The organism is Leclercia sp. S52, from assembly GCF_039727615.1.
In the GTDB taxonomy this organism is placed as follows: domain Bacteria; phylum Pseudomonadota; class Gammaproteobacteria; order Enterobacterales; family Enterobacteriaceae; genus Enterobacter; species Enterobacter adecarboxylatus_B.
In genome coordinates, this window is sequence record NZ_CP152474.1 from 1715338 (window position 1) to 1728583 (window position 13246).

General features: G+C 60.3%; 10 protein-coding genes and 3 pseudogenes. 4 read left to right on the plus strand and 9 right to left on the minus strand.

Annotated features, from left to right (window positions below):
* Nucleotides 1-4: 4 nt before the first annotated feature.
* The 3 genes and pseudogenes from ttrB to ttrA all read left to right on the plus strand — a co-directional run bounded on the left by ttrB (nt 5) and on the right by ttrA (nt 4799).
* Nucleotides 5-752: pseudogene (gene ttrB / locus AAHB66_RS08075) on the plus strand (tetrathionate reductase subunit TtrB).
* Nucleotides 742-1737, plus strand: a complete 996-nt coding sequence (gene ttrC, locus AAHB66_RS08080) for a tetrathionate reductase subunit TtrC (protein WP_347115809.1) — start codon at nt 742-744, stop codon at nt 1735-1737. The pseudogene ttrB and the gene ttrC overlap by 11 nt, the downstream one beginning before the upstream one ends.
* Nucleotides 1730-4799, plus strand: a pseudogene (ttrA, locus tag AAHB66_RS08085) (tetrathionate reductase subunit TtrA). Before ttrC ends, ttrA begins: the two are co-directional and overlap by 8 nt.
* On the opposite strand, the gene AAHB66_RS08090 reads toward ttrA, so the two are convergent.
* The 6 genes and pseudogenes from AAHB66_RS08090 to AAHB66_RS08115 form a co-directional block, all read right to left on the minus strand.
* Nucleotides 4773-5225 (minus strand): GNAT family N-acetyltransferase, encoded by a 453-nt coding sequence (locus AAHB66_RS08090; RefSeq protein WP_347115810.1) that lies wholly within the window; start codon nt 5223-5225, stop codon nt 4773-4775. The pseudogene ttrA and the gene AAHB66_RS08090 overlap by 27 nt on opposite strands.
* A 34-nt stretch (nt 5226-5259) precedes the next feature.
* A pseudogene (chrA, locus tag AAHB66_RS08095) lies at nt 5260-6629 on the minus strand (chromate efflux transporter).
* The gene (locus tag AAHB66_RS08100) at nt 6622-7560 is read right to left on the minus strand and encodes a chromate resistance protein ChrB domain-containing protein (protein WP_347115811.1); all 939 of its coding nucleotides are present in this window, start codon (nt 7558-7560) and stop codon (nt 6622-6624) included. The pseudogene chrA and the gene AAHB66_RS08100 overlap by 8 nt, the downstream one beginning before the upstream one ends.
* A gap of 152 nt (nt 7561-7712) precedes the next feature.
* On the minus strand, nt 7713-9086 hold the full coding sequence (locus AAHB66_RS08105) for a M24 family metallopeptidase (RefSeq protein ID WP_347115812.1): 1374 nt from the start codon (nt 9084-9086) through the stop codon (nt 7713-7715).
* 27 nt (nt 9087-9113) lie between these two features.
* Nucleotides 9114-9350: a DUF1272 domain-containing protein gene (locus AAHB66_RS08110; protein WP_347115813.1), complete on the minus strand. Its 237-nt coding sequence runs from the start codon at nt 9348-9350 to the stop codon at nt 9114-9116.
* Between the two features lie 118 nt (nt 9351-9468).
* Entirely contained in the window at nt 9469-10221 is a 753-nt protein-coding gene (locus AAHB66_RS08115; protein WP_347115814.1) for an SDR family oxidoreductase, read from the minus strand.
* A gap of 101 nt (nt 10222-10322) precedes the next feature.
* Between AAHB66_RS08115 and AAHB66_RS08120 the strand changes: the two genes are divergently transcribed.
* Entirely contained in the window at nt 10323-10682 is a 360-nt protein-coding gene (locus AAHB66_RS08120) for a winged helix-turn-helix transcriptional regulator (RefSeq protein WP_307762532.1), read from the plus strand.
* Nucleotides 10683-10685: 3 nt separating this feature from the next.
* On the opposite strand, the gene AAHB66_RS08125 is transcribed toward AAHB66_RS08120, so the two are convergent.
* The 3 genes from AAHB66_RS08125 to AAHB66_RS08135 form a co-directional block, all read right to left on the minus strand.
* On the minus strand, nt 10686-11480 hold the full coding sequence (locus AAHB66_RS08125) for an SDR family oxidoreductase (RefSeq protein ID WP_347115815.1): 795 nt from the start codon (nt 11478-11480) through the stop codon (nt 10686-10688).
* A 178-nt stretch (nt 11481-11658) separates the two neighbouring features.
* The gene (locus AAHB66_RS08130; protein ID WP_347115816.1) at nt 11659-11889 is read right to left on the minus strand and encodes a hypothetical protein; all 231 of its coding nucleotides are present in this window, start codon (nt 11887-11889) and stop codon (nt 11659-11661) included.
* A gap of 216 nt (nt 11890-12105) precedes the next feature.
* Nucleotides 12106-13107 carry a hypothetical protein gene (locus AAHB66_RS08135; protein ID WP_347115817.1) on the minus strand — a complete coding sequence of 334 codons (1002 nt, stop codon included), beginning with the start codon at nt 13105-13107 and terminating at the stop codon, nt 12106-12108.
* Between the last annotated feature and the right edge of the window lie 139 nt (nt 13108-13246).

Consider the following 13246-nt stretch of genomic DNA (forward strand, 5'->3'; position numbering starts at 1 on the left):
CAACATGGACATCAGTAAGCGCCAGTTTTTACAGCAAATGGGCGTTGTCACGGCCGGTGCGGCGCTGGTACCGCTGGCGGAGGCGGGGATCGCGTTTGGCCCGGAGCGGCATGAAGGTTCTGCCCAGCATCGCTACGCCATGCTGATCGATCTGCGCCGCTGCATCGGCTGCCAGTCCTGCACGGTGAGCTGCACCATTGAGAACCAGACACCGCAAGGGGCGTTTCGTACCACCGTCAACCAGTATCAGGTCCGGCTTGCCGACCGCGACGACGTGACTAACGTGCTGTTGCCCCGACTGTGCAACCATTGCGATAACCCGCCCTGCGTGCCGGTCTGCCCGGTGCAGGCCACCTTCCAGCGTAAGGACGGCATCGTGGTGATCGACAACACCCGCTGCGTCGGCTGCGCCTACTGCGTGCAGGCCTGTCCGTACGATGCCCGCTTTATCAACCATGCCACCCAGACGGCGGATAAATGCACCTTCTGCGCGCACCGTCTCGAAGCCGGGCTGCTGCCGGCCTGCGTGGAATCCTGCGTGGGGGGGAGCACGAATCATTGGCGATATGAAAGATCCCCGCAGCACCCTGAGCCGGATGCTGGCGGCGCACCGGGACAACATCAAGGTGCTGAAGCCGGAAAACAACACCCGGCCGCACGTCTTCTATCTCGGGCTGGATGAGGCCTTTGTCTCGCCGCTGCAGGGCCGCGCCCGGCCTGCACTCTGGCAGGAGGTAGACTATGGTCATTAATGAGATGCTGGCTCAACCCCAGGCGATTACCTGGCTGCCCTGGGCCGTGCAGTACTTTTTCTTTATCGGGATTGCCGCCTGCGCCGCCCTGTTGGCCTGCGCGGCCCGCTGGCTGCGACACCGGCACGGCGAGCAGTGTGAGCGGGTGTGCCTGTTTATCGCTCTCACCTGCGGGATCACCGCTCCGCTGGCGTTGACCGCCGACCTGCACCAGACTGCCCGCTTCTGGCACTTTTACGCCTGGCCGACCCCCTGGTCGTGGATGCCCTGGGGCGCGCTCTTTTTACCGCTGTTCACGCTGCTGCTGGGGCTGTGGTTCCTGCTTTTTCATCTGCGCAGGGGCGATACCCGGCTGCTGCGCGCGCTGGCGCTGGCGACGGCGCTGACGGCCATCGGTCTGCTGCTCTATACCGGGCGGGAAGTCTCCGTGGTGCGCGCCAGACCGGTGTGGTTCAGCTACTGGCTCCCGGCGGCGATGTTCTTCAGCGCCATGAGCGTGCTGCTGGCGATGCTCGGCCTGGCGATGCGCGATCTTACCCGGCGGCTGGCGCAGGGGCAGGTTGTGACCCTCGTCCTGCTCGGGGCGGTGATGCTGGCGTGGTATCTCGGCGATACCCTGTCGGGGGAAGCGCTGCGCCAGCAGTGGCAGCTCGGCGGTGAGATCCGCCTTTACCTGCTTACCCTGATGCTGCTGTGGACAGCGGCGCTGGCGGTCTCGTTGTATGCCAGCCGGTATCAACCCCCGTTCTTTATCACGCTCGCAAGCGCGCTGCTGGTGGCGATCCTCTGCTGGACGCTGCGCTGGGCTGTGCTGCTGGGTGGGCAAATTATCCCGAAATACAACGCCCTGACGAATGACTACTCTCTGCCGATGGGGACCGACGGCCTGCTGGCGATTATCGGCACCTTCGGTCTGTGGCTGGCCCTGACGATCGTCCTCGGGGAGTGCGTGACCTGGCTTTCAAGGAGATACCCGCATGCCTAAATTATCCCGCCGTCAATGGCTGAAAATCGGCGTGGCCGCCGGTGGTTTTGCCGCGTTCGGTCTGAGCTATCGCGATGTCGCCCGGCGGGCCGTTGAAGGGCTGGTCAACGGCACCTCCGGCAAAGTGACCCGCGACCGGATCCACGGCAACTCGCTTCCCCCGGAAGGCTGCGCCCGCAACGGCTGGGAGAACACGCCCGGCCAGATGGTCTCCATGACCCAGTGTTTTGGCTGCTGGACGCTGTGCGGCATCCGGGTACGGGTGGATAAGCAGGCGAACCAGGTGCTGCGCATCGCCGGTAACCCCTGGCATCCGCTCTCCCATGAAAAACCGTTTCCCGGCACGATGCCGTTTGCCGAAGCGATGGCCCGGCTTGCCGGAGAAAGCGGACTCGAATCCCGCTCCACCGCCTGCGCGCGCGGGGCTACGCTGCTGGAGAGCCTGACCAGCCCGCTGCGGCTCCTCACCCCGATGAAGCGCGCGGGCAAACGCGGCGAGGGGAAATGGCAGCGCATCAGCTTCGAGCAGCTGATCGAAGAGGTCGTGGAGGGTGGGGATCTGTTCGGGGAGGGGCACGTGGACGGACTGCGCGCCATTCGCGATCTCACCACTCCGGTGGATGCCCGCCATCCAGCGTACGGTCCAAAGGTCAATCAGCTGCTGGTGACCAACACCAGCGATGAGGGCCGGGATGGCTTCCTGCACCGTTTTGCCCTCAACAGCTTTGGATCGAAGAACTTTGGTGCCCACGGGGCCTATTGCGGGCTGGCCTACCGCGCAGGATCCGGGGCGCTGATGGGCGATCTGGATAAAAACCCGCACGTCAAACCGGACTGGGAAAACGTCGAGTTCGCGCTGTTTATGGGCACCTCGCCGGCCCAGTCGGGCAACCCTTTCAAGCGCCAGGCCCGCCAGCTTGCCAGCGCCCGGCTGCGGAAATTTAACTACGTGGTGGTCTCACCGGCCCTGCCGCTGACCACGGTGCTGGCCGACGATCATGGCCACTGGCTGGCGGTGAAGCCCGGCACGGATTCGGCGCTGGCGATGGCGATGATCCGCTGGATCATCGATAACGAGCGCTATGCTGCGGACTATCTGACGCTCACCAGCCGTGAGGCGATGGCGCGCGCCGGGGAGAAGAGCTGGAGCAACGCCACCTGGCTGGCGATTGCCGATGAAAACCACCCTCTGACGGGGCAACACCTGCACCTTTCCCATCTTTACGGGGAGGAGGGGCAGGCAGATGAGGCGCTGGTGGTGAACGAGGCGGGTGGTCTGGTGCCCGTCAGCCAGTGCGATCGCGGCGCGCTGTTGGTGACCCGGCAGGTGACCCTGCACGATGGCACCAGGGTAACGGTGAAAAGCAGCTTCCAGTGTCTGAAAGAGTCGGCGCAGCGCTTTACCCTGGAAGCCTACAGCCAGCAGTGCGGTGTGGCAGTCGATCGGATCGTCGCGCTGGCCACGGCTTTCACAAGCTACGGTCGTAAGGCGGCGGTGGTGACTCACGGCGGCATGATGTCCGGAAACGGGTTCTATAACGCCTGGGCGGTGATGATGCTTAACGTGCTGCTGGGAAACATGAGCCTCAGCGGCGGGGTGTTCGTCGGCGGCGGCAAATTCAACGGTGAGGTGAATGGGGCCTGCTATAACCTGGAGCAGTTCCCCGGCAAGGTGGCGCCCAAAGGGCTCAATATCGCCCGCAGTAAAGCCGATTATGCCGGCTCGGAGGAGTACCGGGCGAAAATCGCCGCAGGCCAGTCGCCGTGGCCCGCCGCAGCGCCATGGTATCCCTTTGTCGCCGGGCAACTGACCGAGCTGTTACCCTCCGCGCTGGCGGGCTATCCCTATCCGCTGAAGGCGTGGATCTCCAACATGACCAACCCGCTGTACGGCGTTCCGGGGCTGCGGGCGGTGATTGAGGAGCGCCTGGCGGATCCGCAGCGCCTGCCGCTGTTTATCGCCATTGATGCGTTCATGAATGAGACCACCGCCCTGGCGGACTATATCGTCCCGGATACCCATAATTTCGAAAGCTGGGGATTCAGCGCCCCCCTGGGGCGGGGTGGCGAGTAAAACGTCCACCGCACGCTGGCCGGTGGTGGCCGCCGCGACGGCGAAAACCGCCGGGGGCGAGCCGGTGTCCATGGAGGCGTTCTGTATTGCGGTGGCAAAACGGATGCAGCTTCCGGGGTTTGGCGACAACGCCATCCCGGATGCGCAGGGGGAAATGCACCCTCTCCATCGTGCTGAAGATTACTATCTGCGCGTTGCCGCCAATATCGCTTTTGCCGGGCAGAAGCCGCTGCCCGCCGCCAGCGAGCAGGATAGGGTTTTGTCGGGTGTGGATCGCATCTTCCCGGCGATCGAACAGACCCTGACGGCTCAGGAGGTCCTGCCGGTGGCATTTCTCTACAGCCGGGGAGGGCGGTTTGCACCGGAGGCCTCAGGTCGCAAAGGGGAGATGATGGGGACAGAGTGGACTAAACCGCTGCATATCTGGAACCCGCAGGTGGCGGCTTACAAACACGCCATCACCGGCGAGCGCTTCAGCGGCTGTCCGACCTGGTATCCGGCCCGCCTGTCTGATGGCCGGGCGCTGGAGGCAGTCTATCCGCCAGCGGAGTGGCCGATGCAGCTAATGTCGTTTAAATCGAACGTGATGAGCAGTTCAAGCACCGTCGTGGAACGGTTGCATCACGTGAAGCCGACGGGGCTGGTGGCGATCCACCCGCAGGATGGCGCACGGTTTGGCCTACAGCACGGCGACCTCGCACGGATACAGACGCCGGGCGGCAGCGTGGAGGCGCAGGTGAGTTTACTCTCCGGGGTGATGCCGGGGGTGATTGCCATGGAGCATGGCTACGGTCACAGGGAGATGGGGGCACGGCAGCACTGGCTGGATGGCGAGCCGCTGGCGCAGCGCAGCCAGATTGCCTCCGGGGTGAATCTCAACGATCTCGGTTTTGCCGATCCCACCCGCAAAGTGCCGGGTCCGTGGCTGGAATGGGTCACGGGATCCTCAGTGCGCCAGGGGTTACCGGCGAGGATTGAGAAAGCGTGATGTAAACGGCAGCACCAGCCTTCGCCACGGCCCGGTGATGTTACAGACGCCCATCTCATCGGTCTCCTGCCAGCCCAGCCGGTGATAGAAGGCCAGCGCCTGGGCGTTGCGGGTCGCCACCTTCAGTGAGGCCGGCTGCGTTGTATCCGCCAGTCCGTGCGCCAACAGCGCGCGCCCCAGTCCCTGGCCGTGGCAGGCTTCGTCGACATACAGATGGTGGACGAAGTTCTCTTCGGCCCAGATGGCGATAAAACCGCACAGACGCCCGTCCTGCTCTGCCACCCAGATCTGCTCATCCTGGGTCTGGCGGGCAAAATCATCCAGCTGAAACCGCGACGGATCCACCCAGTAGAAGGTGCGGCGTCGCGCGTCGAGGAACAGCTGCGCCAGCGCGGGGGCGTCTCCATCATGCAGGGTTCTGATCATAATTACCTTCAACCGAGCTGCCTCCCGGCAGCCGTTACACCCGAAAAAGTAAATGCAACATTAGTCCCGCAACGGCGCAGCCCGCAATCACCTGCGTCACCTTCAGTTTAAAACGGAACAAGGCGATCGCCGCGGAGAGCGCAATGACCGCAGCCAGCCAGTCAAAATGACCTGAAAAACCGTCGGGCCACAGCACATGATAGCCAAAGAACAGGGCCAGGTTGAGGATAACCCCGACGACGGCTGCCGTGATGGCAGTCAGGGGCGCGGTAAATTTAATGTCATTATGGGTCGTTTCAACAAAAGGTCCGCCTGCGAGGATAAACAGAAAGGACGGAAGAAAGGTAAACCATGTCACCATCGTCGCGGCCACCGCTCCCCCCGAGGAAAAGCATGTCGGGTCCAGACACCGCCTTTACATACCCGCCGACGAAGCCAACGAAGGCGACAACCATAATTAACGGACCCGGCGTTGTTTCACCCAGCGCCAGCCCGTCGATCATCTGGGTAGGGGTGAGCCAGTGATAGTGGGTCACGGCGCCCTGATAGATATACGGCAGCACCGCATACGCACCGCCAAAGGTGAGAAGCGCCGCTTTGGTAAAGAACCAGCTCATCTGGGTAATGGGGTGTTCCCATCCCAGCGTCAACCAGAGCGTGGCCATCGGTATCCCCCACAGGAGCGCCCCTGTGATGATCACCCACATCAGTCGTGACCATTTGAAAACGGCATGTGCCGGAGTCGGGGTATCATCATCAATGATGGCGGGCCCATAAGATTTTCCGGCGGTGCCGTGGCCTGCGCCGCCGGAAAATCTCTCCGGCGACAGACGCCCCCCCGAGGAAACCGATAATGGCTGCCGACAGAACAATAAGCGGGAAAGGGACATTAAGGGTGAAGATGGCGACAAACGCTGCACCGGCAATTGCCCACTGGGTATTATTTTTCAACGCGCGCGAACCGATACGGTGCGCCGCCTGGACCACAATCGCGGTGATCGCCGGTTTGATCCCATAAAATAATCCTGCAACCACGGGCAGATCGCCCCAGGCGATATAGATCCACGAGAGCGCAATCAGGATCAACAGCGAGGGGAGCACAAACAGGACGCCGGCCACCACCCCACCCCAGGTACGGTGCATCAGCCAGCCGATATAGGTCGCCAGCTGCTGCGCCTCGGGGCCCGGGAGAACCATGCAATAATTCAGGGCGTGCAGGAAACGTTGCTCAGAGATCCAGCGCCGGTTCTCCACCAGCTCCTGGTGCATGATCGAGATTTGACCTGCCGGACCGCCGAAGCTGATAAACCCCAGCTTGAGCCAGAACAAAAACGCATCCCGGAAGCTCACCGGATGAGGCGGGCTTTCTGTATCGGTGATAACGTGCGACGGATTTTTAGTCATGATCGGACCCCAGTTTATAATTCATCAACAGGCCATCAAACAGCGTGCATGCTGTGGCCAGCAAGGTGTCGTCGTCCGTGATGCTCTCCCTGAGCCCTGCCAGCACACTTTCCACCCCGGCGGCTTCGGGCGGTTGTACACCGCCGATATCCAGGTAATGCACTAACAGCCCAAACTGCGTCAGGGGGCGGGTTTCAAGCGCAAATCTTTTCAGCAGCACTTCAAATGTCACCCTGGAATCCACATGGCTGAACCGTGCTCCGTCAAAATCGAAACCCACTCCATCCGCGGGACAGGCGGCGATATCCTCCAGCCATAAAAAGCGGGCCTCTGGATCGATAAAACGGCGGATCAGCCAGGCGCTGGCCAGCCTGTCTACCCAGGGACGGCTGCGGGTCACCCAGATCTTATTTTTAAAGTCGCTGACAGCCAGCGGGCTCAGCTCGCCTTGCGTAGGCTGGGGTTCGTCGGGGGAAATTATGCGATTAACGTACAGCTCCAGCTCCTGCAGGGCGGATTCGGCCTGCTGCCTGGCACCGGAGGGGAAGAAATCGATAGCCTCTGTTTTGAGAAAGGCTTTTCGCAGTTTACGGATCTGTTTCAGTTGGATCAGCACCGCATCCGGGGTGAGAGCAGCACGGGTTCGCTGTATCTCTGACATCAGTTCAGCGTAATTTTCGCTGCGATCGAACAGGGAACGGAAATCCGCGCCTTCAGGCTCTTCGGCTAATAACACAAAGGCGCTGCCGCCGCCTGCACAGACTTCATGCGCTATCTGCTCAAAGGTGTCTCTACCCTCCGGGCGTTCCGGCATAAGGTAAACACCGTCGCGTAATACCGCCGCGCCGGAGGCTTTTAAGGTGCGCCAGACCCGCATCCGGAGTGTGGCTTGCTCTGTCGAGAGCGTGAGAATAAGGATCAGCATTTTCATATGTAGAGATTAGTACAGGATGAAACATGCTCTACATATTGTTTTGGAATATGATATAGCCGCTCGTGACAATCGAACAAGTGACCCTGGCTGTATCGCTAAAAAAGGTGTCACGGCGACGCGGCGTGGCACCCCCGGGTTTGCGATGTGCTTTAGCAGGTGAACGCCTTCTCTTTCGCCAGCAGGAACGGGCGCAAATAGGCCACGGTATTCGACAGCGGGATCACCTCATCCGCGAGATTAATCTTCAATACGTCGCGAATGTACGTCCGTCGGGTGACGATCCGTCCCCACAGTTCCGGGTAGGCTGCCTGGATTTTGCTTTGCAGCGCCGCATCCGCCAGCGCGATGCTCTCTTCGGCGCTGACGCCGGTGTAGCCCGGCACCGAAGGGATAATATCGATCTGCAGGATCATCCCGCTTTTCAGCGTCTCGGCGGAGTGAGGATAAATGGGGGAGGACATCCACTCTTCATCGGCGCTGAGATGCCCCGGATTGAGATGCCAGCCATACTGTACTTTGTTAAGCACCCGTTCGATATGGGCATACATCTCACCGCCCGGCATCCCGATACGGACAGTCTCAAGCCAGCTGGCGACCGCGGCGAAATAGGGTTTCGCTACCCGATCCAGATAATCTTTTTGCGCGTCAGGCAGCTCGCTCTCGTCGGCAATCACAAACCCGGTCCGGCTCGATAGCCCGCCTTTAAACCCGGTGGTCATCGACAGCGGCTGGCCGCGTTCCAGCTTTTTATAGGTGGGATAAAAATTCGCTTTCTCAAAACGCTGCCCGGCAGCGGCAATGGTCACCACCGTCTGATACTGGCCTTCCGCCGCGAGCAGCGCCCCCAGTTCGGTCTCACGGATCCCCGGCTCTACTGCGTTCATGGCATTCAGCATGCAGCCGGAAGCGAGGTTAGCGCCATATTCGTAATGGGCGATTTCGTTCTCGTTGTTGGTCACGCGGGCGCCGTTATCGCCGCCAATAAACAGGTGCGCGGCGTTTTCCAGCTGGGCGCCGGTGCTGTTTTTCAGCGCCTCGACGATAAACCAGGGCAGATCGAAAAGCTGCCTGTTATCGGTCCCGGCAGAGGTAAACATTTTCCAGCCGACCAGCCCGATTCGGTTGACTTTATGAAGGCCTGTGTCGGTGAACAGCGTCTCCAGCGAGGTCTCATTGTCCATCGGTTGATTCGGCAGCGAGAAGTACGGGCAGTGCTTCAGCGTGACCGGGAGCCTGGAATGCTGCGCCATCTTCAGGTTTTCATTGCCGAGGATCGCCGTTGCTGCGCCCGTTTTATCGACAATCAGCAGACCTTCCTCGAAGCGCGGGACAAAGCCGGTCAGGTACTCGAAGTTTCCTCCGTGCTCCTTATCGGCATAGATCACGAGGGCGTCATAGTCCGCCTCGCTCATGCGGGTCAGCACTTTATTTTTGCGCTCAAGCATCGTGGCATCGGTGAGCAATACCGGGGCCACGTCGGAGAAGTTGCGCGGGGGCGGGATGGTCTGCAGCTGGATCATCATTTACCTCATCGTCAGAAAGCGGGGAAGTCAGGCGCTTTTTTTCGCGTGGACCCGCACGGTGGAGGCAGGCGAGTTGATCAGTTTATTGGCCGGACGTACCGGGCGGCGCACAAGCTCCCCCTGGCAGTTGGGGCAGCGATGGTTGAGATGGGTTTCTACGCAGTCGGCGCAGAAGGTGCACTCAAAGGAGCAGATTCTGGCGTCCTGAGCGTCAGGGGGCAGGTCACGGTCACACCATTCACAGTTCGGGCGAAGTTCGAGCATAGTTTCCTTCCTTTCAGCAGGTTGCTTCTGTCTCACTATGCCAGAGAGATCGCAACCCCGCGACAGCGATATCGCAGGGTTGAGATCAGCGTCCAAAGCTCAGGGACTGCTTTCGCCTCTACCGCCCGACCGCCGTTCCGCCATCCACCAGCAGCTCGGTGCCGACGGTATAGCTGGACTCATCCGACGCCAGATACAGCGCAGCTTTCGCCAGCTCGTCCGGCCGGCCTAAGCGCCCGAGCGGCACCAGACTGGCGATATCGCTCTGCAGGGTTTTTAGCGCTTCATCGTCTAACCCCAGCTTGCTCAGCGCCGGGGTTTCGACCGGTCCCGGGCTCAGGCCGTTGACGCGGATCCCGCGCGGCAATAACTCAACGGAGAGGGTGCGGGCCAGGGAGAGCAATCCGGCCTTGCTGGCGGCGTAAACGCTGCTGGTGGGCAGCCCGATATGGGCGCTGACCGAACCACATAAAATCACCGACGACGGATTATTCAGCAGCGGCAGCAGCGCCTGAATCAAAAAGAACGGCCCCTTGAGGTTGGTGCCCATCAGCCTGTCCCATGTCTCCTCCTGCCAGCTCTCCAGCGGGCCATGCGTCACGTCTCCGGCGTTGATGAACAGCGCATCCAGTCGCGGCCAGCGTGTGGCAAGGGTATCGGCCAGCGCCTGCTGCGCGCGGATATCGCCCGCATCGGCGTCGATCACCCAGGCGTTATCACCCAGCACGCGCTGCGCCTCGGCACGGGTCTGCGGGTTGCGCCCGGTCACCGCCACCTGCGCCCCTTCGGCGAGAAAGGCCTGCGCCGTTGCCAGACCAATGCCGCTGGTGCCGCCGGTGATCAGCGTGTATTTATCAGTTAAACGACCCATTTTGCTTCTCCTGATTTGTCACTGGAGAAAGCACTATAGAAACGTTAGTATCCAAAAGAAACCAGGTACCAAATGGATACTAAAGAGGCGAAAGGTGTGCGATGGCGGAATTACTGAACTGCGCAGATGAAAAAAATTGTCAGCATCAACCCTGTCCGATGACCCGCTTTATCGGCCTGCTCTCCGGCAAGTGGGCAATTCCGATTATCTATCGGCTGATTGTGCTTAATACGCCGGTGCGCTTTGGCGATCTGCTGCGCGCCGCGGCGCCGATTACCCAGAAGGAGCTCACCCGCCAGCTGCGTCTGTTTGAGCAGCGCGGGCTGGTCACCCGCACCGTGTTTGCCGAGATCCCACCCCGGGTGGAGTACCAGATCACCGACCTCGGCCTGACGCTGCAAAGCGCGCTGGCGCCGCTGGCCGCCTGGATGAACGAGTACGGCGACCAGCTTAAGCAGTAACCCTCAGCGCGGGAGATAGCGCGGCGCCGGTTCGCCGGTGCGGGCGCTGGCAAAGAGCGCCAGCCGGGCCTCTTCGTAGCGTGCCCACAGGGCTTCATCGTGCATCGGCGGAATGGTAATCAGCTCCCCCTGATCCAGCCCCGCCAGCGCCGCATCCACCATATTGTCGGTGGTCATGACCGACCCGGCGGGCAGGTCGTCAGCAGTGATGCCGGACAGCTCCCAGATCTCGGTGGCGGTGGCCGCCGGTAATACCGCCTGGATCCGCACCTGGCTGTCGGCAAATTCCTCCTGCAATCCACGCGTAAAATTCAGCACCCAGGCTTTGGTGGCGCTGTAGAGTGCGCTGCCCGCCCGGGCATGGATCGACAGTACCGAGGCGATATTAATCAGAGTGCCGCGATTGTTCTGCGCCAGACGCGGCAGCAGGGCATACGTCAGGCGCATCATGGCGGTGGTGTTGAGCATATTAATTGCCTGATGCTGCGCCACATCCCCCGCGAGGAAGGGGGCCATCTGCGCGGTGCCGGCGTTATTGACCAGCGTGTCGATAGCGGTGTTGCTGCGCAGGATCTCCTCCACGGCGCGGATCCCGGTTTCATCGGTAAGATCCGCCGTCAGGGTGGTGACCTTCACGCCATAGCGCTGCTCCAGCTGTTCCGCCAGCGTCAGCAGACGCGCTTCCCGGCGGGCCACCAGCACCAGATCGTAACCGCGAGCGGCGAGACGGTCGGCGTAAACCGCGCCAATCCCGGAAGATGCACCTGTAATCAAAGCTGTTGAACGTTGCGTAGTCATCGTGATACCTCGGAATGCGTTAATTGGTTTTAACATGAAACTAAATAGAGCCTGCGTCATTTGGTTTCATAATGCAACCATTCACGAGGGGTTTTTTGATCTTTGCGGTGGAGGAGGAGGCGAAGACCCAGCAGGGTGCTGGCCGCCGGGTAGGGAGAAACGCTAAATTATTTTACTGTTATGCCGATCGCGTCGCTTTGTACGCCAGCCACTCGCTCCAGACATTCTCCGGATCGATGTCAGGGTAGCCGCGCTCTTTGGCCATATCTTCAGCAATCTCAGATGGCAGCTCGATGGCCGTGGCGCTGTCGCGTATCAATTCAACGTCTTCCTGGGTCAGTTCCCGTCCCATTTCGCGTTCTTTAGCCACCAGCACGGCGATCAGCGCAGGGATAAACACAATCGTCATTTCTTATAATCCTTTGATATGTTTACAAGCCACTGTATCACTGACTGTAATGGTAAAAAACATAAATGCCCTTCCGGGCATTTATGTTTTGACTGAATGTATCCTGTCAGATACCGGTTAGTGCCAGAACAGCGCAATCAGGATAATGATTGGGATCGGGACGCCTAAAAAGAACAGTAGTAATGAGCGCATGTAAACCTCCTGCAAAATTAAGTATTAAAGATCGCGTTGACGGCCACCGAAGGTCGCACACAGGCTGGCGACGAAAGCACCCGCCAGCAGAGAGATGAATGTCCAGAGCATGAGATAGCTGGTAGTTTTGCGTGCGGTATCAGCCGCTTGCTGGGCTTTCTCTTTCGTTTCTTTTAACTTCGCCTGGGCTTTGTCATAGGTGGCTTGTACTCGCTGTTCAGCCTCTTGCTGACTGATACCGGTACGTTGAGCAATCAGCTGGGCAACATACTGGCGATCTTCCTGCGGCAGCTGGCCGGTGGTGATGCTGTTGGTGAAAATACCGGTCACTTCACTCAGCTGAGCAGGGGAGAGATCCTGCTGAGGCGCGGCGGGTGCCGGAGCAGCGGGAGCGGGAGCTGTTGCATCGGGTGATACTGAGGTGTTAGGTGTCGCAGGTGTGCCAGCAGGGGCACCAGGACGGAACATCGAATTCACGAAATAGGCCATCGGTGAACTTGATGAATCGGATGAGGCGTTGGCCATACCCGCCGCGCCGCCTACGGTGGCTGCGGCAGCACCGCCGGCAACGGAACCCACGACTTTAGCGCTTCCTCCCACGATGGAACTCACGGTGGTGGTCAACAGCATGGCTGAGACCAGCGCAGCAACGGCCCACGCCAAAAATCCATGCGCGGTATCGCGGAAGTAGATTTCATTGGTATGGGTAGAAACCCATTTAGTGCGCAGTCGTCCGGCTAAATAGCCGCCCATCCCTGACGCCACGATCTGCGTGAACGTCAGCCATCCTATCGCCGCAATACCTACCGTACCGGCTTCAAGCCCCTCGTTTTCCCATGGCGAGATGGACGTCAGGCCAAGCCCGGCGCCCAGCATCAGCAGGATCAACGACAAGGAGGCCGCCGCCGCCGCGCCAGCAAAGATGGCGCCCCATGATACGGCACTGCTGCTGCCCGCGTCGGGCAGGGGCAGACGCGGATCAACATACTGAGTGTTAACAGTGGAATGATCGTGAATGTGAGTCATAGCTGTTGTCCTTTAAATAATCTTACGCCGGAACGCAGGTCTGTAATGCGTTCAGTACCAGGAACTGATTGAAAAAACAGCAAACATTATCAACTTCTACATCGAAGCGCTTTAAAGACCGAACGGTACAACTTATAAC